The following is a 25,523-nucleotide window of genomic DNA, read 5'->3' as shown; positions in this document are numbered from 1 at the left end:
TGCTTTATCGGTTTTTGCGGATTTTCGCACTTCCTATCACCTGGACTACTAATTTTTAGTTATTAATCAGATATCGGTCAGTTTTCGCACCGAATTTGGGGTCACCAGCACGAGAATTTCCCAGTTTCATTTGTAGGTTTATAAGCACGCTAAGAATGTGGGCGAGTGACCCCACAAGACCCTTCACACGCTGGCGGACAGCGGAGGTATGCGCCGACGCTCCCTCCTCGTCGGTCTGTCGGCCGCGGTCGGGGCGATCGCCGGCTGCAACACGATCGAAGACGAAGCAACCGACCCGGCGGACGCATCGGGACCGACGATCGACTCGGAGTTCTCCGGGCTGTCGGTGCCGGAACTCCCGAGCGAGAGCGAAGTCACCTGGTACCACGAGTCCGACGAGACGACCCGAGGGTTCGTCCGTCCGAGCACCGAGACGGCGGAGCTGCCCGCTCGCGTCGAGTTCACGTATCACAATCGATCGGAGGAATCGACCGGCTGCAGCCACTGGAACCTCTACAAGCTGCGGGGCGACCGGTGGTTCCACATCGGCCCGTCGGCTCACGACGGTGTCTGTTTCAACATCTCGGCAGGCGAGAGCGAGACGTGGACGATGGCGGCGGCGGCGACGACCGGTGAAGTGGACGACGGAGACCGGGCCATCCTCACGCTGGAGCGGGCGCAGACGGCCGACCGCGCGATCATCGCCGAACAGGTGATGCGTCGGCGGAATCGCGGCTACCGAAATCTGCTCGTGTTCGTGGACGAAGCGGTCGAACGGGTAGTCCTCCGAACGGACGAGCGAACGGCCGACTGGATCGTTGACGACGCCGAGACGACCCGATTCCGGTACGGCGATCAGGCGTACCGCGTGACGAGGGCGAGCCGTGACGGCGGACGGTCCGGCCTCGCTCACCGCAGCCGGCCGAGCAGCCGGTAGTCGCGGTCGGGCTCGTACCGGCGGAACAGCAGGCTGTTGGTGAGCACGCTCACGCTGGACAGCGCCATCGCCCCGGCGGCCAGCGCGGGCTGGAGCAGGCCGAGCGAGGCGAGCGGGATCATCAGCGTGTTGTAGCCGAGCGCCCACACGAGGTTCTGTTTGATCTTCTGGAGCGTCGCGTCCGAGATCCGGATCGCCTTCGCCACGTCGAGCGGGTCGTCGCGCATCAGCGTCACGTCCGCGGCCTCGATGGCCACGTCCGTGCCGCTGCCGATGGCGGTGCCGACGTACGCGACCGCGAGCGCCGGGGCGTCGTTGACGCCGTCGCCGACCATCATCGCCTGCCGGCCGCCGGCCTGAATCGCCTCGACCGCGTCGGACTTGTCCTCGGGGAGGACCTCGGCCCGGACGTTCTCGGGGTCGATTCCGACCTGCTCGGCGACCGCGTGAGCGGTGCGCTCGTTGTCGCCGGTGATCATCATCACGTCGATGCCGCGGTCGCGGAGGGCCGCCACGGCGTCCGCCGCGCTCGCCTTCACGGTGTCGGCGTCGGCGACGATCCCGACGAGCCGTCCCTCGTTCGTGCCAGCGGGCACGCGGGCGACGAGCATCGCCGTCTTCCCCTCGCTCTCTAAGCGTTCCATCGTCTCCGCGGCGGGGGAGGGGTCGATCCCGTTGTCGCGCAGCAGCTTCCGGTTACCGACCAGCACCTCGGTGCCGCCGTCGGATCCGTCCGACCCGTCCGACGCGACCGTCGCGCGGACCCCGTGACCGGGGACGTTCTCGAAGTCGTCCGGCGATTCCACGTCGATCCCGCGGGCCTCGGCGCCGTCGACGATGGCGCGGGCGAGCGGGTGTTCGCTGCCGCGCTCCGCGGTCGCGGCGAGCCGGAGCACCTCGTCTTCGACGTCGCGGTCGGCGTCGAGGGCTGCGTCAGGAGCCGGAAGGTCGTCGTCGCCCTCCCGCCGCTGCGCCGCGCCCCCGTCGGGCAGCGGGTCGCCCTCGCGGTCGAAGGCGACCACGTCGGTCAGCTCCATCTCCCCTTCGGTGAGGGTCCCGGTCTTGTCGAAGACGACGGTGTCGACGTCCTTGGCGCGTTCGAGCACGTCGCCGCCCTTGAACAGGACGCCGTGTCTGGCGCCGATCGTCGTGCCGACCATCGTCGCGGCGGGCGTCGCCAGCCCGAGCGCGCAGGGGCAGGCGATGAGCACCGCGGAGGCGAAGACGACGATCGCGAATTCCGAGACCGAGATTGCGCCGCCCGCGGCGGTCGGTCCGCCCGCGACGAGCCCCCACAGCGGGAGGGCGTCGACGAACCCGGCGAGCGCCTCGGGGAAGAGGAACCAGACGGTCCCCCACAGCAGGGCGTTGACGATGACCGCCGGGACGAAGTACGCCGAGATGCGGTCGGCGAGGTTCTGGATGTCGGGCTGGCGCGACTGCGCCTCCTTCACCGTGCGGACGATCTGCTGGAGCGCGGTGTCGGCGCCGACCTTCGTCGCTTCGACGACGAGTAGCCCGTTCTCGTTCACCGTCGATCCGACGACCTCGTCGCCCGCCTCCTTCTCGACGGGGACCGACTCGCCGGTCACCATCGATTCGTCGACCGCGCTCTGGCCGTCGACGACCACCCCGTCCGTCGGGATCTTCTCGCCCGGACGGACCTTCATCCGGTCGCCGACTTCGACCTCGTCGACGGGGACCTCTCGCTCGGTCCCGTCACCGTCGACGGCTTCGCCGTCTGCATGCGGCGTCTCCGACGCCGCTCTGTCGACGAGCGTGGCGGTGTCGGCCTCCATCTCCAGTAGCTTCCGGAGCGCCTCGCCGGCGCGTCCCTTCGAGCGGGCCTCTAGGTAGTTGCCCAGCGTGATGAACACGAGGATGAGCACGGCCGTGTCGAAGTAGAGGCTCCCGGCGATCACGCCCGAGAGCGCCGCAACCGAGTAAACGTACGCGGTCGTGGAGCCGAGCGCGATCAGCACGTCCATGTTGGCGCGCCCGTTCGTCACGAGCGCCTTGTAGGAGTTCTTGTAGAACGGCCGGCCCAAGACGATCTGCACGGGCGTTGCGAGCAGGAACTGGACCCACCCGATCGAGACGCCGAAGACGCTCTCCGGGAAGAGTTCGCCGCCGAACAGCAGGTGGTCGGCCATGAACGCCAGCAGTGGCACCGCAAGGACCGCCCCGAAGAGGGTCAGGCGGAGCTGTCTGCGGATCTCCTCCTCGCGGGCGGCGTCGCGGGCGTCTTGTCCGGCGTCGCCTTCGGCTGTCCCTCCGGACCCCGCGTCGTCGCCGGCGCCCCCGCCGCCCCCGCCGCCCCCGCCGCCCCCGCCGCTCCTGCGGCCCTCCCGGACCGGCGAGTATCCCGCGGACTCGATCGCGTCGTAGAGGTCGCCGAGGGTGGCGTCGGCGGGGTTGTATCGGACCCGCGCCTCGTCGGTCGCGTAGTTCACGTCGGCGTCGATCACGCCCGGCGTCGATTCGAGGGCCTCCGCGTTGGTCTCCGCGCAGTTCGCACAGGACATGTCCGTGATCGCGACCGTGACGGTCTCGCTGACCGCGCCGTAGCCGGCCGACTCGATCGCGTCGAATATCTCGCCGAGCGACACCGCCTCAGGGTCGTACTCGACCGATCCCTCGTCGGTGGCGTAGTTGGCGTTCGCCGATGCCACCCCGTCGAGGTCGCCGAGCGCGTCCTCGATCGTCGCCGAGCAGTTGGCGCAGGACATTCCCGTGACGTTCAGGTGGGCTGTTCTCGTTGGCATACCTACTACTACGTGTTCCCCCCTTAGGCGGTTTTCTGCTTCGAGACCGTGGTTCTTGGCAGGTCGAAACCTTCGAATCCAAAGCGGCCGGCATCCCCGAGAGGCTGGGAGCGACAAGAAAAGGAAGCGATCGATGAGCTCGATGTGAATGGGGGCGGTGGCGCGTGCCGACGAGCGCCCGTGGGGCGCGAGTCGCACGCGCGAGGGAGTCGGTGGTCCGGAGCGAAGCGGAGGACCACCGACGAGGCTGGGGAGGTGTGAGGTGCGGGGCGGGGTGGGGCTCAAAGGGGCAGCCGTGAGGGCGGCGCAGGCGACGTAAGCACTGAAGCGAGTGAGCGAAGCGAACGACCGAAGCGCGCAGCGAGCGTGCGCCGCCCTCACGGCTGGGGCTTTGGAGGTGTTCACCGCAGAAAAGCCGATCACGTACTACCGAACGGCTGGGGCTTTGGAGGTGTTCACCGCCGACTCATCAATCACGTACTACCGAACGGCCGGGGCTTTGGCGCTAGTTACCCACAAAAGCGGTTTATAAACCGCTCCACCGAGTCACATCCCCTCCTCCAATCGCTGGTACCGCTCGCGAAACCGCGACAGACAGGACGGACAGCAGAAGTGGTACACCTCGCCGTCGATCCGGGCCGTCTCACCTTCACTATCAACGGTATTCGAACACTCCGCACACGTCAGCGCGAACTCCACGCCCTCGATCGAGGGCGTCCACTCGAACTCGTCGACCAGCGTAACGGTGTAGTCCTCGACGGCGACCCCCTCGAACAGTCCGGTTACCCACTCCCGCGCGTTGCGGCCCTCGACGCGGGCGTACACGCGGAGGTCGCCCTCGGCCGTGACGAAGACGTGCTCTACCGCGTCGGCCTCCCGAACCCGATCCCGTGCCGCGTCGAGCGCCTCGGGACGGTTCGGCGGCAGCTCCACGTCCACCAGCACCGGAACTCCAGCCCGGAGCTTCGTCCGGTCGACGTCGACCGTGAACCCCTCGATGACGCCGGTCTCCTCCAGCCGCGTGACGCGGTCGGAGACCGCCGGCCCCGACAGCCCCACCCGGTCGGCGATCTCGCTGAACGGGCGGCGGGCGTCCTCGGCCAGCAGCGACAGGATCTCCAAGTCCGTCTCGTCGAGGTCGCGCATGGGGTCCGGTACGGCTCCGATATATAAGACGGTTGGGCGGTACGGTTCGGATTCGAAAGCCAGACGGGATCGCGAACCCCGATCTCGAAGCAGAAAACGACAAACGTTCCCCGGCCCTACTGACAACCGTCATGAGCCAGACAATCACGGTCGAGGGAATGTCGTGTGGGCACTGCGAACAGAGCGTCACGGAGGCGCTCGAAGGCGTCGACGGCGTCGAGAGCGCGACCGCGGACCGCGAAAGCGAGTCCGCGACCGTCGAGGGCGACGCCGATCCGGACGCGCTCGTGAGCGCGGTGAGCGAGGCGGGCTACGACGCGTCGGCTTAAAAAGACGCAGCAGTCGACTCGGCTCTCGACTACCGGTTCAGCGTGTGAATCGCCTGTCCGCGGGCGTTCTCCGCGGCCTCCATCACCGCCTCCGCGAGCGTCGGGTGGGTGTGGACCGTCGCCGCCACGTCCGCCAGCGTCGCGCCCATCTCGATCGCGAGCGCGACCTCGGCGATCAGCTCCGAGGCCTCCGGCCCGACGATCTGCCCGCCGAGCACGAAGCCGGTCTCCCCGTCGGCGACGAGTCGGACGAACCCCTCCGTGTGGCCGGTCGTCATCGCGCGGCCGGAGGCGTTGAACGGCATCTCACCGACGACGGGGTCGAACCCCTCCGCCTCGGCCTCCGCCTCGGTCAGCCCCACCGTGCCGATCTCGGGGTCGGTGAAGACGGCCGCGGGGATCGCCTGCTGGTCCATCGCGGCCGGTTCGCCCGCGATCACCTCGGCGGCGACGATCCCCTCCTTCGAGGCCGCGTGCGCGAGCATCGGGTCGCCCGCCACGTCGCCGACGGCGTGGACGTGCTCGACCGCGCTCCGCGTCCGGTCGTCCGTCTCGATGAACCCGCGGTCGTCGGTCTCGATCCCGGCCTTCGCCAGATCGAGTCCGTCTGTGACCGGCTGGCGGCCGACCGCGACGAGGATCTTGTCGACGCCGTACGTCGATTCCTCGCCCTCCTCCGTCTCCGTGTGGAGGAGGTAGCCGCCGTCGGCGGCCTCCGACCACTCGCTCGCGCCCTCGCCGAAGTTGAACTCGACGCCCAGCTCCTCGGCACGCTTGCGGACGACCCGCTTCACGTCGTCCTCGTAGGGGTCGAGGATGTCGTCGAGCATCTCGACGACCGTCACGTCGGCGCCGAGTTTCGCGTACGTCGTCGCCAGCTCCATCCCGATGTAGCCGCCGCCGACGATCCCGAGCCGGCCCGGGACCGCCTCGGCGTCGAGCGCCTCGGCGGAACTCCAGACGTGGTCCTCGGCGAAGTCGAAGCCGGGGATCTGGATCGGGCGCGAGCCGGTCGCAACGATCGCGTGCTCGAACTCGATCGACTCGGAGCCCTGTCCCTCGCCGCCGTGGGCGACGCGGGCGGTGTGCTCGTCGACGAACGAGGCGGTCCCCTCGATCAGGTTGACGCCGTTCGCCTTACAGAGCTTCTCGACGCCCCCAGTCAGTTGATCGACGACCCCGTCTTTCCACTCGACCATCTTCCCCACGTCGACGGCGGGGTCCGCGTGGATACCCATCGACTCGGCGTTGCCGGCCTCGTGGGCGAGCCCCGAGCCCGTGATCAGCGCCTTCGAGGGAATACAGCCGCGGTTGAGGCAGGCGCCGCCGTAGGCGTCCCTCTCGACCAAGGTCGTGTCGAGCCCCTCCTGTGCGGCGCGGATGGCGGCGACGTAGCCGCCCGGTCCCGCCCCGATCACCAGTACCTCCGTTCCGGTTGCGATGTCTCCGACGACCATTATTGAGTCAACAGTAGCAGCGGGTGTTCAAGGTGTTCCATCACGGTGTTCGCGAACTCGGCCGCGACCGCGCCGTCGATCACGCGGTGGTCGATCGACAGCGACAGGGGGAGCGTCGGCGCCGCGACGACCTCGCCGTCGCGAACGACCGGGCGCTCCTCGATGGCGCCCAGCCCTAAGATCGCGGTCTCGGGGTAGTTGATGATCGGCGTGGCGTACTCCCCGCCGATGGCACCGAAGTTGGTGATCGAGAACGTGCCCCCCTTCATCTCCGCCGGTTTGAGCTTGCGCTCGCGGGCGCGAGAGGCGAGGTCCCTGACCTCTGCGGCCAGCTCGAAGAGCCCCTTCTCGTCGACGTCCTCGACGACCGGCACCATCAGCCCGGCGTCGGTCGCGACGGCGATCCCGAGGTTGTAGTCGCCCTTCAACACGATCTCCTCGTCGTCCTCGCGGAGCTCGCTGTTGAGGTACGGGTACTCCTGCAGCCCCGCGACGATCGCCTTCATCACGAACGGCATGTAGGTGAGCGTCACCCCCCGCTCCTCCGCCCGCGGCTTCAGCGCCTCTCGCGCCTCCACGAGGGCGTCGACCTCGGCGGTGTCGTGATGAGTGACGTGGGGGGCGGTGTACTTCGACCGCTCCATCTGCTTCCCGATGGTGCGCCGCACGCCGCGGTAGGGGACGGTCTCGTCGGTCGCGCCGGGCGCGTCCGCCTCGGCCGCGGAGGTTGCAGCTCCGCCGGCCTCCGCGCTCGCCGAGGTCGACGAGGCGTCGACGGACTTCGGTTCGGGTGCGGAGTCGTCAACGTCCGCTTCCGCCCCCAACTCCAGCGCCTCCGCGTACGCCCGAACGTCCTCGCCGGTGACGAACGCCTCGCCGTCCCGGGTCTCGTCGGTCGGCACGTCGTCGACGTCGACGCCCAGATCGCGAGCGACCTTCCGGGTCGCGGGCGTCGCGAGCGTCGTCTCGCGGCCGGCGGGCTCGGGGGCGTCAGACGGGGCGTCCGCGGCTCCCGATTCCGCTACCGAGTCCGCCCCGTCGGCACCGCGCTTTTTCACGGCCGACGTACGACCGCCGGACCCGGAGTCGGTCGGGGTCGGCGCGGGCTTCGGCTCGGGCGCGTCGGACGAGGAAACGACGGCGGGGCCGTCGCCGTCGCTGTCGCCGGCCTCGTCGCCGTCGCCGCCTTCCGCCCGCGCCCGCACGTCGGCCTCGCTGATCCGGCCGCCGGGACCGCTCCCGTCGACGGCGCCGATGTCGACGCCCAGTTCGCGGGCGAGCCGGCGGGCCGACGGCGGCGCGAAGGTCCGGCCGGACGGGGTTTCGGGCTCCCCCGCGTCGGTGTCGGCCTCGACATCGGCGTCGCCGGTGTCGGCGTCCGGGTCTGTCGCGTCTGCCTCCGTCTCCGCCGCGTCGGCGTCGCGTTCCGCGGTCGCCGAGTCGGCCGCCTCTCCGCCGCCAGCCTCGCCGCCCTCGACGTCCTCGCCGACGCGGAACGAGATGATCACGTCGCCGACGGGGACGATGTCGCCCTCCTCGGCGAACAGCTCCTCGACGACCCCGTCGTACCGCGAGGGGACCTCGACGAGCGCCTTGTCGGTCTCGACCTCCGCGACCGGCTGGTCCTCCTCGACGCGGTCGCCGGGCGCGACCAGCCAGGTGACCAGTTCGCCCTCGGCGACCCCTTCGCCCACGTCCGGCAGTTTGAACTCTTTGACCGGCATACTCAGAACTCCACCGCCTCCCTGATACCCTCCTCGATGCGCGCCGCGGTCGGGAGGTAGTAATCTTCCAGCGCGTACAGCGGGTACGGCACGTCGAACCCGGTGACCCGTTTCACGGGCGCTTCCTGATACAGCAGCGCCTCCTCCTGGATGATCGCCGTGATCTCGGCCGCGAGCCCGCCCGTCTTCGGGGCCTCGTGGACGACGACGGCGCGCCCGGTGGCCTCGAACGCCTCGACGATCGCCTCGCGGTCGAGCGGCGAGACGGTTCGGAGGTCGACGACCTCGCAGTCGATCCCCTCCTCGGCGAGCGTCTCGGCGGCCTCCAGCGTCGGGCGCGTCATGGCGCCGTAGGTGAACACTGCCACGTCGCCGCCCTCGCGGCGGGTGGCCGCCTCGCCGATGGGGACGGTGTACGGCTCCTCGGGCACCTCGTCGCGGAACGCCCGGTAGATGAGCTTCGGTTCGAGGAAGACCACCGGATCGGGGTCGCGGATCGACGCGGCCAACAGCCCCTTCGCGTCGTACGGGGTCGAGGGGATGACGACCTTCAACCCGGCCTCGTGGGCGTAGAACGCCTCCTTCGACTCGGAGTGGTGCTCGGGCGCCCGGATTCCCCCGCCGTACGGGGCGCGTAAGGTCAACGGGAGCGTGAACCGCCCCCGGCTCCGGGTGCGGAAGCGGGCCATGTGGGAGACGATCTGGTCGAATCCCGGGTACATGAACCCGGAGAACTGGATCTCGGGGACGGGTCTGAGCCCCATCGCGGCCATGCCGACCGCGGCGCCGACGATCCCCGACTCCGCGAGGGGGGTGTCGACGACGCGGTCGCCGCCGAACTCGTCGAACAGGCCCTCCGTCGCGCGGAAGACGCCGCCGTTCTTCCCCACGTCCTGACCCAACACGAGGACGTCGTCGTCCTCGCGCATCTCGGTGTACAATCCGTCTCGAACCGCCTGTACCACGGTGAGGTTCTGTGTCTCGCTCATTCACTCCTCCAGGAACGCCTCGTTGCCGCGCGCCTCGCGGAACGCCGCGAACTCCTCGTACTGCCGCTCCAGTTCCGGCGGGAGCTCCGCGTACGCGTGCTCGAACATCTCCCTTGGCGTCGGCCGCGCCTCCGACTCGGCCGCCTCGATGGCCTCCGCTACTCGCGTCTCGACCGCGGTCTCGATCTCCGCGACGCGCTCGTCGTCGAGCACCCCCTCGGACCGGAGGTAGCGCTCCAGCCGCGGGATCGGGTCCTTCGCCTTCCACCGCTCGACCTCGTCCTCGTCGCGGTAGACCGTCGGGTCGTCGGCGGTCGTGTGGGCGCCGAACCGGTACTGGACCGCCTCGATCAGCGTCGGGCGCGGGCGGTCGGTCTCCGGGTCGCGCGCCTTCTCGACGGCCGCCTTCGTGACGCTGTACACCGCCAGCGGGTCCATCCCGTCGACCTGCACCCCGTCGATCCCGTACGCCTCCGCCTTCTGGGCCAGCGTCGCGCTCCGCGTCTGCCGCTCGCGGGGCACGGAGATGGCCCACTGGTTGTTGTTACAGAAGAAGACGGTCGGCGTGTCGAACACGCCGGCGAAGTTGACCCCCTCGTGGAAGTCGCCCTCGCTGGTCGCGCCGTCGCCGAAGTAACAGAGGAACACCTCGTCGGTACCCCGGAGCTTCGAGGCCCACGACGCGCCGGTGGCGTGGGGGACCTGCGAGGCGATGGGCACCGCGACCGGGAAGACGTTCACGTTCTCCGGGGTCGCGTTGCCCGCCTCGTGGCCCATCCAGTAGAGCAGGGTCTGTTTCAGCGGGAGTCCGCGCACGAGCGCCGCGCCGTGCTCGCGGTACGAGGGGACGATCCAGTCGTCCTCGTCGAGCGCGTGCGCGGAGCCGATCTGCGCGCCCTCCTGTCCCGACAGCGGCGGATACGTCCCCATCCGCCCCTGCCGCTGGAGGCTCACGGCGCGCCCGTCGAAGTGCCGCGCCAGCCGCATGTGCCGGTACATCTCGACGAACTCCTCGCCGCCGAGGTCCGGCACGTCGCCGACGACCTCCCCGTCCTCGTCGAGCACGCGGACCGGATCGTCGTACGCCCTGTCGAACACGCTCACGGTCGGACCAACCTCTTCATACACGAACGGTTCGCCGCCCGGGTATTATTGTTTTCGTAAATAGTTTATTATAGTCAGAAATCGGTAGGAGCGATGAGGAACTGTCCATCAGATTGGAGAAGAATCGGACGTTTTTGAACAATCCAAGCTGCGTTCGGCAATATTTTCGCCAATATCGTCGTTTCGGCGAACAGTACCGAACGATCGGGTAGGTTTCTCCGCCGATCGGGGCCACGGCTAACCGGCGAAGAGAGTACCGAAAGGAAACGAGACGTTTCGTCCTCAACTACCCGAGCCGGAAGGAAGGCTCGTCGGGCTCGCCGTCGAGGTCCTCGAGCTGGATCACCTCTTCGTCGCCGTCCTCCAACTGCTCGCGGAGGTAGTTGACGTAGCGTTTGTGCTCCTCCAGCTGCTCGCGGAGGTGGTCGGCCTCGAGCTCCAGCCGCTCGTGCTCGCGCACGAAGCTCTTCGGGACCTCGATCTTCGGGGGGAACGACTCCCTGCTCTCGCCCATGCTGTCGAGCTCCGCCTCCGGGACGACCCGGACCTGTCCGTCGTGGGCAACGAGCGTATCCACGTAGTCCCGGAAGACGGCCGACAGCGAGATGTCTCGCTCCTCGGCGATGTCGCGGAGGGTCTCGAACGCGTCCTCGTTGACGCGGAACGAGATCGTCTTGTTCTTGTTGCCCATTATCGGACCGATCGGCGCGCCGACTACTTAAGCGTTTGTCAGACGGTCGCAAGATCGAGACTCGTCTCGGGGATCGAAACGGAGCCAGGGCGCGCCGATCGCGTCAGGGCTCCGGCGCGCCGGTCGGCTCCGTCCCGTCGGAGGCGGCGTCGCCGCCCGCGGACCCGTCGTTCGCGGACCCGCCGTCGGCGAACTCGTCGCCGTCGCCCGCGAGTTCGTCGCCGTCACCCTCGTCGAGGTCTTCGAGGGCCGACAGCGCGGCGGCCTTGTACGTCTCGGGGTCGAGGTCGTACTCCTCGCGGGCCATCCGCGCGTACTCGTTCCCCTCGTCGTCGAACGCGGCGACGCGCTCGATCGTTCGCGTGGCCGTCTCGGCGACCCAGCGGTCGCGGGTGTCGACGTCGACCTCGGTGATCGACTCGGGGCGGACCGAGACCCGGACGGTGCCGTCGTCGGTCTCGTACGTCCGGGGCTTCCCCACGACTGCGACGTAGGCGGGCGGTTCCAGATCGCGGAGTTTGGAGGCGGCCTCGGGCTGGTACTGGCCGGCGTACACGAAGAACGTGCCCGTCGGGTCGACGATGCGGCCGCGCCAGTACTCGGCGTCCTCGCCCACGTCCTCCTTCTCCGTGAGGGTGCCGACGAAGAACACGCGGTTCGATGACTCGCCCGTCGGCAACAGCGCGTAGACGGGGGCGCGCTCGTCGTCGGACTCGGTGAACGTGTAGCCGGCGTCGTTGAACTCGCTCGCGAACACGCGCCGGGCGACCTCTCGGGTGGGTGCGGATTGACTCATTTAGATCGACCTCGCTTCGATCAGCGCGCTTTCAACGTCGACGGCACCGGGGTCTTCCATCTCGTCGACCAGGACGTACCGGCCGAAGGTGGGGCCGGTGACGCGGTAGTACCGCCCGAGCACGTCGTCGCCCATCTCCTCGGCGACGACGGTGGTGTCGAGCGCGTCCATCGCCATGTCCTTGGCCTCCTCCAAGCCCATCCCGGTGAGTTCCTCGGTGGCCTCGCGGTCGAAGATGACCTCGGTGACGGTCTCGCCGTCGTCGAGGACGCCCTTGATCCGGAGGTCGAACTCGCCCTCGACCTGTCCGTGCTCGGAACACCGCCCGTTCTGGAGGACGCGCGTGCAGTCGTCCTCTGGGCAGCGCTTGATCAGCCCGGAGCCGGACTGGATGTCGACGAGGGCGCCCTCGACGGTGTCGGCGTTGTCGCCGACCTCGATCTCCTCGTCGATTTCGGTGATACCGGTGGTCCGGTTGAGCTTCACCGAGTAGCTCCCCTCGTACTCGTCGGTGACGACGTTGGAGAGTTCGTACGCCTGTCCCTCCTCCAGTTCGGGGAGGTCGGAGGTCTCGAAGGCGACGAACTTGATCGTGCCCGACTCGTCGCCGAAGAGCCCGACCTGCGAGATCGAGTCGCTGCGGGGCTCCCACAGGTCGACCAGTTCCACGCGCAGGTCGACCCACTGCTCGTCCTCGTCGATCTCGTCGACGAGCACGGACTCGCTGCCGCCGCGGCCGAGCTCGTCGCGCTCCATCCCGGCGTCTTCGAGGTAGCTGTTGGTGACGCTCCGGCGCGCCTCGTCGAGGGGGACGCGGTACTCGTTGACGAGGTTCTCCAGTCGCTCCTCGATTTCGTCGGTATCCACGTCTAGGTGGTCCGAGAACTGTTCCGCCATCGCTTCCGCTTCCTGTCGCAGTTCGCTCATGGGGTGTCTCCGCCTCCGGTCGTGTTTCAATGGGAGGCGTACGACGGTTGGTTCCTCACGGTATTAAAAATCCCGCAACCACGGTGAAAGTGGACGAATTAGCCACTCTGGCGCCTCGAACCGCGTTTTTCTCAGCTCTCGGCAGATCCACGGACGCAATCGATCGGGGTGGCGTCTGACGCCCGTCAGCCACGCGCGGGCGCCGTTTCGAGTGGAACCGTACCACGCGAAGTGTCCACGCGCGACACTATCGCCAACGGACCTATATCCGACGCGCCGGTACGGCCTCTATGGACGACCGACTCGAACGCGTCATCCGCCAGCAGCTCCGCAAGGCGGGCGAGCAGTTCGAGGAGGCAAAGCGGGCGTACTCCGAGGCGAAGGACGACCCGGCGGGCGACGGCGCGGGGGCGAAGCGGTACGACCTCCCGACCGACGACGACGGGCGCGCCCGGATCGTCTGTCGTCGGCACGCGGAGCGTCGGACGGTCCCCGTCGACGAAGAGGGGCGGCCGTCGTGTTTCGAGGGCGGCCACCCCGACTGCGAGGGGTGCGCGGAGGACGTGCGGGAGGGGTTCGTCGAGACCTGGTAAGCGGGGAGGATTGGTGGGTGAGGAGACGCGGAAGGGGTCGCGAGAAACACCCAAAGCGGTTTCTCTCCCGGCGTCCTCACACGACGCATGAGACGGACGACGGTCGTCGTCGCGCTCCTCGTCGCGGTCGGCGTCGGGCTCGCGGCCTCCGGCTTCTTCGCCGGCGCGGGCGACGAGGCGCCGCCGCCGACCGTCGACGAGCCGGCGCCCGCGGCGGTGGACGAGGCGTCGCTCATCGCGGTCGACGGCGACTACCGGCTCTGGCCGTACACGAGCCGGAGCACCTCGGTCGAGGGCCGGACGCTCGCGATCAACGTCCTCTTCGACGCCGACGCGGAGACGACGCGGCGGGCGATCGAGGGGCGGTCGGGGGCCGACTGGGAGGAGACCGAGGCGGCCGAGGCGGCGGCGACCGCCGACGTCGAGCAGGTGGAAGCGCTCGTCGAGCGCGACTGGGCGGACGCGCACAGCTCCGACCGCTACAGCTACGTGGAGGGACCGGACGGCGGCGTCTGGCTGGAGGAGACGTTCGAGCTCCACGACGGGGCGTACCTCGGCGTGCGCGACCACCTCCGGGCGTACGAGTCGCCGGACGGCGCCTACACCGCGGTGCAGGCACACGAGGAATACTACGACTGGTTCCGGCTCCGCCACACGGTGCCGGGCATCGACGACCCGTCGGTGCGGCTCGAAGACGAGTTCATCCACGGCGCGGTCGACGCCGAGGTCAGCCGCGAGTACCGCGGTATCGAGGGCGGCTGGAGCGACGGCTGGGTCTCGGTGATCGAACTGGCGTCGCTGGCGGCCCTAGGGGGCGCGCTGCTCCGACGCCGGACCCGGGCCGCGGCGGTCGAACTCGCGCAGCGGACGCGGCGAGAGGCGGTTCGACACGCCGACGCCGCGGTCCTCGGCGCCGCGCTCGCGGCCGTCATCGTCGGCGTCCGGGTGGCGGGGGTCGCGTTGGAGACCGCGTACCCCGGGGCCGGACCGAAGCTCATCGCCGCCCCGCTGTACCTCGTCATCGCGGTCGGGATTCCGGCGCTCGTCGTGGCTCGGACGCCCGAGTCGGAGCCGAGCGCGGCGCTTCTCGGCGTCGTCGTCGGGCTCGGCGCGGGGTTCGTGATCGACTTCGCCGCGCTCGGCGTGGCGGTGCCGCCCGACCTCCTCGTCCACCGGGTCGCCCTGCTCGCCGCGCTCGGCGTCGCCGCGACGGGGCGCGCCGCCGCGGATCGCCCGGTGCTCGCGGCGGGGCTGGCGGGGTGGGCGATCGGGCTGGCGCTGCCGCTCGCCGACGTGATCTGAACGGAGGCTTGAGGGCTCTCGCGGTCGTCTCTGGCGGAGTGACGGACGTACTGGCGGTTCGATCCGGCGGCGACACCACAGAAGAGATATACGCGAGGGGCGAAACAGTCGACGAACGCATGACGCGGCAGATCGGTCGGCGAGAGCTGCTCGCCGGAACGGGGATCGCAGCCCTGAGCGCCGGCTGTCTCGGCCGCACGCGGAACATCGCGGGGCGCGATCGGTCCTCGCAGCTAACCGTAGAGATCAACGCCCCGCCCGCCGACAGCGACCCCAACGCGATCCGGATCGCCAGACACCTCGCGAAGAACCTGAACGCGGTGGGCGTCGACGCCCGGATCAACACGCTCGGACACACCGACCTCCGGCGGAAGGTACTCATCAACCACAACTTCGACGTGTACGTCGGACAGTTCCGGGAGGCGGAGCCGTTCGACCCCGACGCGATGTACGGGTACATCCACTCCCGGTTCGCCGCGGAGTCGGGGTGGCAGAACCCGTTCGGTCTCACCGACGTCAACGGCGTCGACGAACTGCTCGCGAGCCAGCGGCGGGCCGACGGGGGCGAGCGGCGCGAAGTCGTTGCGGACCTTCAGCGGACCCTCTGCGAGCTACAGCCGTTCACCGTCGTCGCGTTTCCCGACCCACTCACCGCGGTCCGCGAGGACCGCTTCGAGAACTGGACGAACCGCCAGCCGCTCTCGGTGGGAGGGCTGCTCGGGCTGGAGCGCGTCGACGGCGCGGACGGAGGCACAGACGGAGGCGGGTCCGGGAGCGAAACGATCGACGACGGGGGGAACGAGACCGCCGACGGCAACGAGACCGCCGCCGACGGGACCGCCGGCAACGAGACCGACGGGGGGCTGATCGACGACAACCCGCTCACGGACGGCGACGACGCGGACGACGCCGACACCCTCCGGCTCGTGACGACCGACGAGCGCATCACGCAGAACTGGAACCCGATCGCCGCCGAGTACCGGCGCTACGGCACCTTCACCTCCCTGCTGTACGACCGGCTCGCGCTGATCGACGACGGGGAGGTGATCCCGTGGCTCGCCGCCCGCTGGGACCGGGTCGGCGAGTCGGTGATCGAGGTGTCGCTTCGAGAGGCCAACTGGCACGACGGGGAGCCGGTGACGGCCGACGACGTCGTGTTCACCTACGAGTTCCTCCGGGACACCTCGATGGGAACGACCGAGTCGTCGGTGCCGACGCCGACGTTCCGCGGCCGCGTCTCGGCCGTCGAGTCGGCAACCGCCGTCGACGAGATGACGGTTCGGCTGACGCTCGACGGCGTCAACGACGCGGTCGGCGTGCGCGCCCTCCAGGTCCCGATCCTCCCGAAGCACGTCTGGGAGGAGCGGACCGGGGTGGCGACGATCGCCGGGTTCGAGTTCGACGCGGAGACGACCGAGGCCGTGGTGACGAACAACGAGAATCCGATCGGGAGCGGCCCGGTGCGCTTCGTCGAGGCCGCCCCCGAGGAGTCGGTCGCCTTCGAGCGCAACCCGGACCACTTCCTCGTGCGCGAGGCGGACGGCGAAGACGGGTCGGCCGACGGCACGGACGACGGGCAGGGCGGCGACGAGACGGACCCGCTGGCGGAGATCCCCGAGCGATTCCGCGGGAAGCCGGCGTTCGACCGGCTGGAGATCGAGGTGATGGGGTCTGACATCGCCGCGGTGCAGGCGGTCGGCGACGGGTTCGCTGACGCGACCGTTTCGAACCTCGGCCCGGATGCCGTCCCGCGGATCGGGCGCGAGGCCGACGCGCGGCTCGTCGCGGGTCGGTCCGGCGGGTTCTATCACGTTGGATACAACACCCGGCGGGCGCCGCTGTCGAACCCGCGGTTCCGCGGGGTGCTCGCGTCGTTGATCGACAAACAGACCCTCGTCGACGTCGCGTTCGACGGGTACGCCGAGCCCGCCGCCTCGCCGCTCGCCGCCACTCCGGAGTGGGTGCCCTCGGACCTCCGGTGGGAGGACCGAGAGACCGATCCCGTCCACCCGTTCATCGGCGAGTCCGGCTCGCTCGACGCCGAGACGGCCCGTGACCGGCTCCGCGAGGCCGGGTACCGGTTCGACGAGGAGGGGCGGCTGCTCGCGCCGAGCACATGAATCCGCTTCTGTCGGTCGTGAGTTCGCTCGTGCTGTGGGTTGGGTCGGCGCTGCTCGCTGCGAGCGTCGCCATCATCCGCCCGCGGCGGCTGTACGCGCTCTGGAACGACCTGGGCGACCGGCTGTGGGAGATCCGGAGACCCCTCGCCGCGCTGGTGGTGGTGCTCCTGGCGAGCGCGGTCGGGCGGAGCTCGCTCCAGACGATCTCCGGGCTGTTCGGCCTGCGGCTGACGTGGGCTATCTACGCCTTGGAGGGGAACTTCGTCGCGTGGGTGCAGGCGACGCTCGGCTCCCCGCAGCTGACGATGTACTTCTCGTCGGTGTACGTGTACGGGTACGTGTTCCTGCTCGCGTTCCCGTTCCTCGCGTATCTGGCCCTGCCGCGGACGACGACGGTGAAGCGGCTCATCGTCGCGTACGCCCTCAACTACGCGATCGGGCTCGTGCTGTACACGGTCGTGCTCGCGCACGGGCCGCGCAACGTCATGCCCGAGATGGTGACCTCGCTGCTTTTCACCCACAACCCGGAGTTCATGGCGCTGACCGGCGAAGTGAACGAGCCGGCGAACGTCTTCCCCTCGCTGCACACGTCGCTGTCGGTGACCGTCGGGACGTTCGCGGTCCTGACCCGGCGGGAGTACCCGCTGTGGACGCCGATCGCCGCGTGGCTCGCGACGAGCGTGGTGATCGCGACGATGTACCTCGGAATCCACTGGCTCACCGACGTGATCGGCGGGATCGCACTCGCGCTCGGCGCGGTGTCCCTGTCGTATCGGCTCGTCGACGAAGAGGGGGAGCGGAGAGCTGGAGGCGGTGGCGGGGAGGAAGACGGCGGCGACGGCGAGGAGTAGTCCGGTTCTCAGTCGAAAGCGGCGGTGACTACCCTTCGACGAGCCGTTCGAGCTGCTCCGGGGGCACCGCGCCGCGGGCGGCGTGGCCGTCGTACGCGAACGTCGGGACGCCGGTGACCCCGCGCTCCCGCGCCGCGGTGAACAGGTCGGTGACGCGGTCGCGGAGGTCGTCGTCTCCGAGCGCCTCGTCGACGACGGCGGGGTCGAACCCCTCCACGCGCTCCGCGATGTCGGCGAGCACCTCGCGGTCGCCGATGTCGCGGCCATCCTGCCACAGCGCGGCGAAGACCGCCTCGTCGAACGCGAGCCACGAGTCGGGCGCGGTCTCCCGGACGTGCACCGAGACGATCTGCGCCGGGAGCGAGTCCACGTCGGACCGCAGCTCTTGGGCCATCTCGGCGTCGTACTCCTCCTGTAGCCGCCGGACGTTCTCACGGGCCTGCTCGTAGTACTCCTCGTCTTTCCCGTTGTCCGCGGACTCGTCGATCTCGCCGTCCGGCCCGCGCTGGCCCGCCCGGAGATCGAACGGGTGCCAGTCGATCGCGAGCGGCTCCTCGCGCGTCTCCTGATACCGCGCGAGCGACTGCCGGCCGAGGTAGCAGAACGGGCAGACGTAGTCGGAGTAGACGGTGATCGACTCGGGCGCGTCGCGATCCGGTTCGTCCGCGGCATCCGCGGCGTCCGCGGCGTCGGTGTTCGACATACCGCCGGTTCGGCCGCGAGGGGCAAAGGCCGTTCGGCGGCGGCGATCGCCACGGTTTAAGATAACCGAGTGATACCACCCGAATATGCCATCTGGACGCGACCCCGTTTCGCCGCCCGTCGCGCTCGCGATCGCCGGCAGCGACGCCGGCGGCGGGGCGGGGATACAGGCCGACCTGAAGTCGATGACCGCGCACGGCGTCTTCGGCACCGCGGTCGTGACGGCGACGACCGCCCAGAACACCCGTGGCGTCCGCGACGTGCACGCGGTGCCGCCGGCGCACGTCGCGAGCCAGTACGACGCCGTCGTCGACGACTTCGACGTAGGCGCGGTCAAGACCGGGATGCTCGCGGCGGCCGAGACGGTCGAGACCGTGACCGGACTGGTCGCGGCGGTCGAGGCCCCGGTCGTCGTCGACCCGGTGATGGTCGCGGCGAGCGGCGACCGCCTGCTGTCCCCGGAGGCGGAGGCCGCCTACGAGGGGCTGATCGAGGCGGCGACGCTCGTCACGCCCAACGCCGACGAGGCCGAGGTGCTGGTCGACGGGCCGGTCGAGACGCCGGCAGACGCCGAGCGCGCGGGCCGGGAGCTGGTTGCGGCCGGCGCCGACGCCGCGCTCGTGAAGGGCGGTCACCTCGGCGACGGGGAGCGCGTGACCGACACGCTCGTTGTCGGGAGCGAGGGAGGAGACGACGGAGCGGACGGCTCCGGTTCGCCGACCGCGCTCCGGTTCGAGAACTCCCGCGTCGCGACCGACGCGACCCACGGCTCGGGCTGTGCGCTGTCGAGCGCGATCACGGCCCGGCTGGCGCGCGACGAACCGCTCCGCGAGGCGGTCGCCGCCGCGGTCGACGGGATGGGTCCCGCGATCCGGCGCGGCTACGACGTGGGCGAGGGCCCCGGCGCGGTCAACCCGACCGCGTTCGACGGGGGCGCGTAAGTTCGACGGGGGCTAGGGTTTCGTCCGCGGTCAGGCGGCCCGCCGGGTCAGATGAAGTTGAGCGGGACCATCAGCAGGACGCCGAGCGCGATCCCGCCGGCGAGCACCGGCTTCCCGCCGCTCGGCAGGTCCGTCCCGGTTTCGAGCGCCTCGGGGATGAACTCGGAGAGGACGAGGTAGATCATCGCGCCCGCCGCGAACCCGAAACCGTACGGGAGGAACTCGCGGGCGTAGCGGACGAACGCGAACGCGACGACCGCCCCGATCGGCTGCGGCAGGCTGGAGAACACCGACCACCACACCATCTTCCACTTCGAGACGCCCATCGACCGCAGCGGGATGGAGATGGCGGTCCCCTCGGGGACGTTGTGGATCGAGATCGCGAGGGTCATGAACACCGCCAGAAGCGGGACCGTGAACCCGAACAGCTGGGTCACGCCCTCCAGTCCGAGGTCGGCGAAGGAGACGCCGACCGCGATCCCCTCCGGGAAGCTGTGGACCGTCAGCACGCCGAGGATCAGGACGAGCTTCTTGAAGTCGGCCTCCTCGTACTCCTGCGGGTCGATCTCGGCGTCCATCAGCACGTCGTGGGCGAGGACGACGAGGGCCACGCCGGCGAGCACGCCGATCCCGATCTCCGCCGGCGTCCCCTCGGCGAGCCCCTCGTCGACGAGGCCGAACAGGGACGCCGCCAGCATGATCCCGGAAGCGAACCCCCACAGCACCACGTTGCCGCGGTCGCTGATCGAGTCGAAGAAGAAGAACGGGAGCGCGCCGACGCCCGTCGCGAGCGCCGTGATCAGCCCCGCGACGAAGACGAACGCGAACGCGTCGAGCGCGACCATCGATCGCGTGAGCGTACGCGGATAACGCACATAATCCCACCGAGCGATGCCAGGGTCCGGGAAGCCGAGCGATGCCAAGGTCCGGGAAGCCGAGCGACGCCGACCGCCGCGCGCGGCTGCACACCCGTAGGGTTTTACCCGCCGACGGCGGGAGTACGGACATATGCCAACGGGGATCGTCGGAGAGTTTCTCGATCTCAAGGCGGAGACCGACGCGGATGTCCTCGCCATGCAGTGCGGCGACTTCTACGAGTTCTTCGCGGACGACGCCGAACTGGTCGCCGACGAGCTGGATCTCACCGTCTCGCAGAAGTCCTCGCACGGCTCGTCGTACCCGATGGCGGGCGTGCCGCTCTCGGAGCTCACCCCCTACGTGAAGGCGCTCGTCGAGCGCGGCTACCGGGTCGCCGTCGCCGACCAGTACGAGACGGACGACGGCCACGCCCGCGAGATCACCCGCGTCGTCACGCCCGGCACCCTGCTGGAGACCGCCGACGACGACGCCCGGTACCTCGCGGCGGTCGTCCGCGAGGGGGACGGGCCGGGCGCTGGCGCGTCGGCGACCGAAGGCGACGACGCCGACGGCCCCTACGGGCTCGCGCTCGCCGACGTGACCACCGGGCGATTTCTCGTCACCGAGGTCGAGACCGCCGACGACCTCCGCGCGGAGCTGTACCGCTTCGACCCCGCGGAGGTGCTTCCGGGGCCGCGCGTCCGCAACGACAACGGGCTGCTCGGGGCGGTCCGCGAGGACCTGTCGGGGTCGGTCTCCGTCTTCGACGCGGAGGCGTTCGCGCCGGGGCGCGCGACCCACGCGGTCCGCGAGCAGTTCGGCCGCGAGACCGCCGACAGCGTCGGGATCGACTCCGAGCTGGCGCTGCGCGCGGCGGGCGCGGTCCTCGGCTACGTCGAAGAGACGGGCGCGGGCGTGCTGGCGTCGATCACCCGCCTCACCGCCTACGGCGACGACGACCACGTCGCCGTCGACGCCACGACCCAGCGCAACCTCGAGCTCACCGAGACGATGCGCGGCGACGCCGACGGCTCGCTGTTCGAGACGGTCGATCACACCGTCACGGCCGCCGGCGGGCGGCTGCTCCGAGAGTGGCTCACGCGCCCGCGGCGGGACCGTGAGGAGCTGGACCGCCGGCTCGACGCGGTGGAGGCGCTGGCGTCGGCGGCGCTCGCGCGCGACCGCCTGCGGGAGACGCTCGGAGACGCGTACGACCTCGAACGCCTCGCGGCGCGGGCGACGAGCGGGAGCGCGGGTGCCCGCCAACTCCTCTCGGTGCGGGACTCCCTCGCGCTGGTTCCCGAACTCTCGGACGCCGTCTCCGGGACCGCGCTCGCCGACTCGCCGGTCGCCGCGGTGCTGGAAGAAATCGACCGCGAGCGCGCCGCGACCCTCCACGACGAGCTCGCGGACGCGCTCGCGGAGGACCCGCCGAAGACGAAGACGCAGGGCGGACTGCTCCGGAAGGGGTACGACGACGAGCTCGACGAGCTGATCGCGCGCCACGAGGAGGTCGAGGGGTGGCTCGACACGCTCGCGGAGCGCGAGAAGCGGCAGTACGGTCTGAGCCACGTCACCGTCGACCGCAACAAGACGGACGGCTACTACATTCAGGTCGGCAAGTCCGCGGCCGACGGAGTCCCCGAGCACTACCGCGAGATCAAGACGCTGAAGAACTCGAAGCGGTTCGTCACCGAGGAGCTCGAAGAGCGGGAGCGCGAGGTGCTCCGGCTGGAGGAGGCCCGCGGCGAGCTGGAGTACGAGCTGTTCGAGGAGCTGCGCGAGCGGGTCGCGGCCGACGCCGAACTGCTGCAGGACGTGGGGCGGTCGGTCGCCCAGATCGACGCGCTCGCGTCGCTGGCGACCCACGCCGCCGGCAACGACTGGACGCGCCCCGATCTGACCGACGAGCGCCGGCTCGACGTGGAGGCCGGGCGCCACCCCGTCGTCGAGCGGACGACCGACTTCGTGCCGAACGACCTCCGGCTCGACGGGGAGCGCGGCTTCCTCATCGTCACCGGCCCGAACATGAGCGGGAAGTCGACGTACATGCGGCAGGCGGCGCTGATCCAGCTGCTCGCGCAGGCGGGGTCGTTCGTCCCCGCACGGGCGGCCGCGGTCGGGCTCGTCGACGGGATCTACACCCGCGTCGGCGCGCTCGACGAGCTGGCGCAGGGGCGCTCGACGTTCATGGTGGAGATGCAGGAGCTGTCGAACATCCTCCACTCGGCGACCGCCGACTCCCTCGTCATCCTCGACGAGGTCGGGCGCGGCACCGCCACCTACGACGGCATCTCGATCGCGTGGGCCGCGACCGAGTACCTCCACAACGAGGTGCGCGCGCGAACGCTCTTTGCTACGCACTACCACGAGCTGACGACGCTGGCCGACCACCTCCCCCGAGTCGCCAACGTCCACGTCGCCGTCGACGAGCGCGACGGGGAGGTGACGTTCCTCCGGACCGTCCGCGACGGCCCGACGAACCGGTCGTACGGGGTCCACGTCGCCGACCTCGCCGGCGTCCCGGAGCCGGTCGTCTCCCGCGCCGACACGGTGCTCGACCGGCTCCGCGAGGAGAAGGCGATCGAGGCGAAGGGGGGATCGCGGGGCGGGGACCGCGGGGGCGAGAGCTCCGCCGGCACCGCCAACGGTGACCCGGAACAGGTCGTCTTCGACCTCTCGTCCGGGTCGTTCGCGGGGGAGGGCGACGGCGATTCCGGGGTACCCGGTGCGGCCGAGCCCGAAAACAACCGGAACGGAGCGGAGCCGGAGTCGGTGTCACCCCGCGCCGGAGAGCCCGGCGAGACCGCGGAGACCGACCGGCTTGACACCGAGATCCGCGCCGTGATCGAGGAGCTGAGCGATGTCGACGTCGCAGAGACCGCGCCGGTGGAGCTGCTGTCGCGGGTACAGGAGTGGCAGGAGCGGCTCGGCGAGAACCGATGACGGCCAGTGCGACGTAGCGTCTGACGTAAGAACTAATGTCCGACCTCGTCGTGTGGTGTGTATGGGTATTATGAGCAAGATCCTCGGCGGGGGCGGGAACCGCTCCGTCGACGACTACGTCGAGCTCGACCTCGACGACTTCGCCGAGGCGCACGCGGACACGGGCATGCAAGTACACATCGCGGAGATCGGGGATCAGGGCGACGTGATCCCGATCAAAGACGCCGTCTACGACGGCGACTTCGTCATCGCGGACATCACCCGTCACTCCACATCGGACCGGACGATCGAACACATCATCGACGAACTGCGGCAGGTCGCCCAGGAGGTCGACGGCGACATCGTCCAGAAGGGCGACGACCAGATCGTCGTCACCCCGACCGGCGTGAGCGTCTCGCGCGAGAAGCTGTAGCGAGGGGACGACCACCGCGCCGCGACCGAACCGTGGCATATATGCCCGTCTCGCGCCCACGTACGACCGAATGGACGAGCCGGTCCTGCTGACGGGCGCCGGCGGACGGGTGGGGCAGGCCATCCTCCGCGGCATCGGCGACGACTACGAGTGGCGACTCCTCGACAGGGAGCCGCTCCCGGCGGCGAAGGTTCCAAACGGGGTCACCGACGCCGACCGGTACGTCGCCGACATCACCGACGCGGACGCCGTCCGGGAGGCGGTGGACGGCGTCGGCGCGGTGATCCACCTCGCGGGCGACCCGCGGAAGACGGCGCCGTGGGACTCCGTCCTCCGGAACAACATCGACGGGACGCAGGTCGTGATGCGCGCCGCGGTCGACGCCGGCGTCGAGAAGTTCGCGTTCGCCTCCTCGAACCACGCCGTCGGCGGCTACGAGACCGAGGACCGCACGCCGGACCTGTACCGCCCCGACGACGGCTACCGGCTCGACGGCACCGAGCTCCCCCGCCCCGGGAACCTCTACGGCGTCTCGAAGGCGGCCGGGGAGTCGCTGGGGCGCTTCCACCACGACGAACACGGGATGAGCGTCGTCTGCGTCCGCGTCGGCAACCTCACGAAGGACCACCCGCCGCGGGAGTACGAGCGCGGGCAGGCGATGTGGCTCTCGCACCGCGACTGCGCGCACCTGTTCAACCGGTGTCTGCAGGCCGACTACGGCTACGAGATCGTCTACGGCATCTCGAACAACGACCGACGCTATTACTCGCTCGAGCGCGCCCGCGAGGCCCTCGGTTACGACCCCGCCGACAACTCCGGCGACTACACGTTCGAGGGGGAGCCGAAGGCCGGAACCGACGGCACCACCGAGGGCGACGAACCAGTCAGAGACGGGGGCCACCCGGGCCTCGACGACCCCCCGGCCGATCCAAACTTCCCCACGGACCCCGACACGCCGACCGACGGCGCCTGACCGGGTGACCGCTCAAAACAGGTCGTTGACGTCCCGCCGCTTTCGCTCCGCCAGTTCCACATGATCCGCGAGCCGCGCGGCCACCTGCGGGCGGGCGTCGGGCGTGCGGAGGAACGCGAACAGCAACTCCGCGAAGGTCGTCCGGCCGGTGCCGCGCTCCTCGCGCGCGAGCGCCGCCGCGGTCTCGAAGGTCTCCTCGTCGCCGGAAGCGACCGCGCCGGCCAACGCCGGTGCCGCGAGCAGCGCGGCCGACAGGTCGAGGTCGCCGAACCGCGGGGCCGTCCCGTCGATTCGGAGCGTCGGCGGGGCCGCGCGCTCGCTCGTCTCCGGGTCGGCCGCGAGCCGGCGACACCAGTCCCGGACAGGGTCGATGTCGACTCTCCGCGGCGCCGACCCGATCCCGTCGAAGTATTCGACCGCGTTGCTCGCGCAGCCGGCCGCTCCGGACCAGTTGCGGCCAGAAGCGTGATGGGTCGCCGCCGCGGTCGCGATCAGCCCGTGGAGCAGACGCTCGTCGGGACGTTCGTCGGGACCCTCGCCGAGCGGGAGCCACGCCGCCTCCCACGGGTCATGCGCCGCGAGGACGTGCCCCTCGTTGAACAGGGCGACGCCGGCGCGGAGCGCGGCGGGAACGGTCGGGGGAACGTCCGCGCGCCGACCGTCGTCCGCGCGCTCGTCGTCGTCGCCCTCGACGGCGTCCTCTGCGGGGCCCTCGGCGGGGCACTCTCGGTCGCCGGGGGCGGGCTCGCGATCGGTCATACCGGTCCGTGGACGTTCCCGACACATAAGCGGCGAGACCGACGGCGACGGTCCCCCGGAGGACAGGGCGGGTGGGCCGGAGGGCAGGTGGGCCGGAGTGCAGGTGGGCCGGAGGGCGGAGTGCAGGTGGGCCGGAGGGCGGAGTGCCGGTGGGTCGGAGGGCGGAGTGCCGGTGGGTCGGAGGGCGGAGTGCCGGTGGGT

Annotated in this window: 22 protein-coding genes; 10 read left to right on the top strand and 12 right to left on the bottom strand. The window is 70.1% G+C overall.

Annotation, left to right across the window (positions count from 1 at the left end; genetic code table 11):
• Positions 1 to 208: 208 nt before the first annotated feature.
• Positions 209 to 937, top strand: coding sequence for a hypothetical protein (locus tag ESO89_RS07130; RefSeq protein ID WP_128904875.1), 729 nt, complete (start codon positions 209 to 211; stop codon positions 935 to 937).
• Here ESO89_RS07130 and ESO89_RS07125 read toward each other — a convergent pair.
• Positions 910 to 3,702 carry a heavy metal translocating P-type ATPase gene (locus tag ESO89_RS07125; RefSeq protein ID WP_128904874.1) on the bottom strand — a complete coding sequence of 931 codons (2,793 nt, stop codon included), beginning with the start codon at positions 3,700 to 3,702 and terminating at the stop codon, positions 910 to 912. The two genes, ESO89_RS07130 and ESO89_RS07125, sit on opposite strands and share 28 nt — an antisense overlap.
• A gap of 546 nt (positions 3,703 to 4,248) precedes the next feature.
• Positions 4,249 to 4,848, bottom strand: a complete 600-nt coding sequence (locus ESO89_RS07120; protein WP_128904873.1) for an AsnC family transcriptional regulator — start codon at positions 4,846 to 4,848, stop codon at positions 4,249 to 4,251.
• Positions 4,849 to 4,979: 131 nt separating this feature from the next.
• On the opposite strand from ESO89_RS07120, the gene ESO89_RS07115 reads away from it, so the two are divergent.
• Entirely contained in the window at positions 4,980 to 5,177 is a 198-nt protein-coding gene (locus ESO89_RS07115; RefSeq protein WP_128904872.1) for a CopZ family metallochaperone, read from the top strand.
• A 29-nt stretch (positions 5,178 to 5,206) separates the two neighbouring features.
• Here the strand turns inward: ESO89_RS07115 and lpdA are convergent, their stop codons facing one another.
• The 7 genes from lpdA to ESO89_RS07080 all read right to left on the bottom strand — a co-directional run bounded on the left by lpdA (position 5,207) and on the right by ESO89_RS07080 (position 12,865).
• Entirely contained in the window at positions 5,207 to 6,634 is a 1,428-nt protein-coding gene (gene lpdA, locus ESO89_RS07110) for a dihydrolipoyl dehydrogenase (RefSeq protein ID WP_128904871.1), read from the bottom strand.
• Positions 6,634 to 8,358, bottom strand: a complete 1,725-nt coding sequence (locus tag ESO89_RS07105) for a dihydrolipoamide acetyltransferase family protein (RefSeq protein ID WP_128904870.1) — start codon at positions 8,356 to 8,358, stop codon at positions 6,634 to 6,636. Before ESO89_RS07105 ends, lpdA begins: the two co-directional genes overlap by 1 nt.
• A 2-nt stretch (positions 8,359 to 8,360) precedes the next feature.
• Positions 8,361 to 9,347 carry an alpha-ketoacid dehydrogenase subunit beta gene (locus ESO89_RS07100; RefSeq protein WP_128904869.1) on the bottom strand — a complete coding sequence of 329 codons (987 nt, stop codon included), beginning with the start codon at positions 9,345 to 9,347 and terminating at the stop codon, positions 8,361 to 8,363.
• On the bottom strand, positions 9,348 to 10,451 hold the full coding sequence (pdhA, locus tag ESO89_RS07095; RefSeq protein ID WP_128904868.1) for a pyruvate dehydrogenase (acetyl-transferring) E1 component subunit alpha: 1,104 nt from the start codon (positions 10,449 to 10,451) through the stop codon (positions 9,348 to 9,350).
• Positions 10,452 to 10,737: 286 nt separating this feature from the next.
• Positions 10,738 to 11,142, bottom strand: coding sequence for a CopG family transcriptional regulator (locus ESO89_RS07090; RefSeq protein WP_128904867.1), 405 nt, complete (start codon positions 11,140 to 11,142; stop codon positions 10,738 to 10,740).
• 103 nt (positions 11,143 to 11,245) lie between these two features.
• A complete protein-coding gene (locus ESO89_RS07085) occupies positions 11,246 to 11,938 on the bottom strand; it encodes an RPA family protein (protein WP_128904866.1) in 693 nt (230 codons plus the stop codon).
• Positions 11,939 to 12,865, bottom strand: a complete 927-nt coding sequence (locus ESO89_RS07080) for a replication factor A (protein WP_128904865.1) — start codon at positions 12,863 to 12,865, stop codon at positions 11,939 to 11,941.
• A gap of 290 nt (positions 12,866 to 13,155) precedes the next feature.
• On the opposite strand from ESO89_RS07080, the gene ESO89_RS07075 reads away from it, so the two are divergent.
• From ESO89_RS07075 to ESO89_RS07060, 4 genes are all read left to right on the top strand, one after another.
• Positions 13,156 to 13,458: a DUF7091 family protein gene (locus tag ESO89_RS07075; RefSeq protein WP_128904864.1), complete on the top strand. Its 303-nt coding sequence runs from the start codon at positions 13,156 to 13,158 to the stop codon at positions 13,456 to 13,458.
• An 87-nt stretch (positions 13,459 to 13,545) separates the two neighbouring features.
• The gene (locus tag ESO89_RS07070) at positions 13,546 to 14,760 is read left to right on the top strand and encodes a hypothetical protein (RefSeq protein ID WP_128904863.1); all 1,215 of its coding nucleotides are present in this window, start codon (positions 13,546 to 13,548) and stop codon (positions 14,758 to 14,760) included.
• A gap of 119 nt (positions 14,761 to 14,879) precedes the next feature.
• Complete coding sequence (locus ESO89_RS07065) at positions 14,880 to 16,880, top strand: ABC transporter substrate-binding protein (RefSeq protein WP_128904862.1); 2,001 nt, start codon at positions 14,880 to 14,882, stop codon at positions 16,878 to 16,880.
• A complete protein-coding gene (locus ESO89_RS07060) occupies positions 16,877 to 17,731 on the top strand; it encodes a phosphatase PAP2 family protein (protein WP_128904861.1) in 855 nt (284 codons plus the stop codon). Before ESO89_RS07065 ends, ESO89_RS07060 begins: the two co-directional genes overlap by 4 nt.
• 28 nt (positions 17,732 to 17,759) lie before the next feature.
• Here the strand turns inward: ESO89_RS07060 and ESO89_RS07055 are convergent, their stop codons facing one another.
• On the bottom strand, positions 17,760 to 18,434 hold the full coding sequence (locus ESO89_RS07055) for a DsbA family oxidoreductase (protein ID WP_128904860.1): 675 nt from the start codon (positions 18,432 to 18,434) through the stop codon (positions 17,760 to 17,762).
• An 85-nt stretch (positions 18,435 to 18,519) separates the two neighbouring features.
• Here ESO89_RS07055 and thiD point away from each other — a divergent pair, with 85 nt between their 5' ends.
• Positions 18,520 to 19,374 carry a bifunctional hydroxymethylpyrimidine kinase/phosphomethylpyrimidine kinase gene (gene thiD, locus ESO89_RS07050; RefSeq protein WP_128904859.1) on the top strand — a complete coding sequence of 285 codons (855 nt, stop codon included), beginning with the start codon at positions 18,520 to 18,522 and terminating at the stop codon, positions 19,372 to 19,374.
• A gap of 47 nt (positions 19,375 to 19,421) precedes the next feature.
• On the opposite strand, the gene ESO89_RS07045 is transcribed toward thiD, so the two are convergent.
• Complete coding sequence (locus ESO89_RS07045) at positions 19,422 to 20,219, bottom strand: ZIP family metal transporter (RefSeq protein WP_128904858.1); 798 nt, start codon at positions 20,217 to 20,219, stop codon at positions 19,422 to 19,424.
• Between the two features lie 163 nt (positions 20,220 to 20,382).
• On the opposite strand from ESO89_RS07045, the gene mutS reads away from it, so the two are divergent.
• The 3 genes from mutS to azf all read left to right on the top strand — a co-directional run bounded on the left by mutS (position 20,383) and on the right by azf (position 24,563).
• Positions 20,383 to 23,178: a DNA mismatch repair protein MutS gene (mutS, locus tag ESO89_RS07040; RefSeq protein ID WP_128904857.1), complete on the top strand. Its 2,796-nt coding sequence runs from the start codon at positions 20,383 to 20,385 to the stop codon at positions 23,176 to 23,178.
• Between the two features lie 61 nt (positions 23,179 to 23,239).
• Positions 23,240 to 23,590: a cell division protein SepF gene (locus tag ESO89_RS07035; protein ID WP_128904856.1), complete on the top strand. Its 351-nt coding sequence runs from the start codon at positions 23,240 to 23,242 to the stop codon at positions 23,588 to 23,590.
• 70 nt (positions 23,591 to 23,660) lie between these two features.
• Entirely contained in the window at positions 23,661 to 24,563 is a 903-nt protein-coding gene (azf, locus tag ESO89_RS07030) for an NAD-dependent glucose-6-phosphate dehydrogenase Azf (RefSeq protein ID WP_128904855.1), read from the top strand.
• A 12-nt stretch (positions 24,564 to 24,575) separates the two neighbouring features.
• Here azf and ESO89_RS07025 read toward each other — a convergent pair whose 3' ends face one another.
• A complete protein-coding gene (locus tag ESO89_RS07025; protein WP_128904854.1) occupies positions 24,576 to 25,322 on the bottom strand; it encodes a DUF309 domain-containing protein in 747 nt (248 codons plus the stop codon).
• Positions 25,323 to 25,523 lie beyond the last annotated feature (201 nt).

The organism is Halorubrum amylolyticum (genome assembly GCF_004114995.1).
Classification (GTDB): domain Archaea; phylum Halobacteriota; class Halobacteria; order Halobacteriales; family Haloferacaceae; genus Halorubrum; species Halorubrum amylolyticum.
This window is presented reverse-complemented; position numbering and strand designations above follow the sequence as displayed.

Coding starts and splice junctions, on each gene's coding strand:
- ESO89_RS07130 (WP_128904875.1), top strand. CDS start 209: ATGCGCCGACGCTCCCTCCTCGTCGGTCTGTCGGCCGCGGTCGGGGCG.
- ESO89_RS07125 (WP_128904874.1), bottom strand. CDS start 3,702: ATGCCAACGAGAACAGCCCACCTGAACGTCACGGGAATGTCCTGCGCC.
- ESO89_RS07120 (WP_128904873.1), bottom strand. CDS start 4,848: ATGCGCGACCTCGACGAGACGGACTTGGAGATCCTGTCGCTGCTGGCC.
- ESO89_RS07115 (WP_128904872.1), top strand. CDS start 4,980: ATGAGCCAGACAATCACGGTCGAGGGAATGTCGTGTGGGCACTGCGAA.
- lpdA (WP_128904871.1), bottom strand. CDS start 6,634: ATGGTCGTCGGAGACATCGCAACCGGAACGGAGGTACTGGTGATCGGG.
- ESO89_RS07105 (WP_128904870.1), bottom strand. CDS start 8,358: ATGCCGGTCAAAGAGTTCAAACTGCCGGACGTGGGCGAAGGGGTCGCC.
- ESO89_RS07100 (WP_128904869.1), bottom strand. CDS start 9,347: ATGAGCGAGACACAGAACCTCACCGTGGTACAGGCGGTTCGAGACGGA.
- ESO89_RS07090 (WP_128904867.1), bottom strand. CDS start 11,142: ATGGGCAACAAGAACAAGACGATCTCGTTCCGCGTCAACGAGGACGCG.
- ESO89_RS07085 (WP_128904866.1), bottom strand. CDS start 11,938: ATGAGTCAATCCGCACCCACCCGAGAGGTCGCCCGGCGCGTGTTCGCG.
- ESO89_RS07080 (WP_128904865.1), bottom strand. CDS start 12,865: ATGAGCGAACTGCGACAGGAAGCGGAAGCGATGGCGGAACAGTTCTCG.
- ESO89_RS07075 (WP_128904864.1), top strand. CDS start 13,156: ATGGACGACCGACTCGAACGCGTCATCCGCCAGCAGCTCCGCAAGGCG.
- ESO89_RS07070 (WP_128904863.1), top strand. CDS start 13,546: ATGAGACGGACGACGGTCGTCGTCGCGCTCCTCGTCGCGGTCGGCGTC.
- ESO89_RS07065 (WP_128904862.1), top strand. CDS start 14,880: ATGACGCGGCAGATCGGTCGGCGAGAGCTGCTCGCCGGAACGGGGATC.
- ESO89_RS07060 (WP_128904861.1), top strand. CDS start 16,877: ATGAATCCGCTTCTGTCGGTCGTGAGTTCGCTCGTGCTGTGGGTTGGG.
- ESO89_RS07055 (WP_128904860.1), bottom strand. CDS start 18,434: ATGTCGAACACCGACGCCGCGGACGCCGCGGATGCCGCGGACGAACCG.
- thiD (WP_128904859.1), top strand. CDS start 18,520: ATGCCATCTGGACGCGACCCCGTTTCGCCGCCCGTCGCGCTCGCGATC.
- ESO89_RS07045 (WP_128904858.1), bottom strand. CDS start 20,219: ATGGTCGCGCTCGACGCGTTCGCGTTCGTCTTCGTCGCGGGGCTGATC.
- mutS (WP_128904857.1), top strand. CDS start 20,383: ATGCCAACGGGGATCGTCGGAGAGTTTCTCGATCTCAAGGCGGAGACC.
- ESO89_RS07035 (WP_128904856.1), top strand. CDS start 23,240: ATGGGTATTATGAGCAAGATCCTCGGCGGGGGCGGGAACCGCTCCGTC.
- azf (WP_128904855.1), top strand. CDS start 23,661: ATGGACGAGCCGGTCCTGCTGACGGGCGCCGGCGGACGGGTGGGGCAG.
- ESO89_RS07025 (WP_128904854.1), bottom strand. CDS start 25,322: ATGACCGATCGCGAGCCCGCCCCCGGCGACCGAGAGTGCCCCGCCGAG.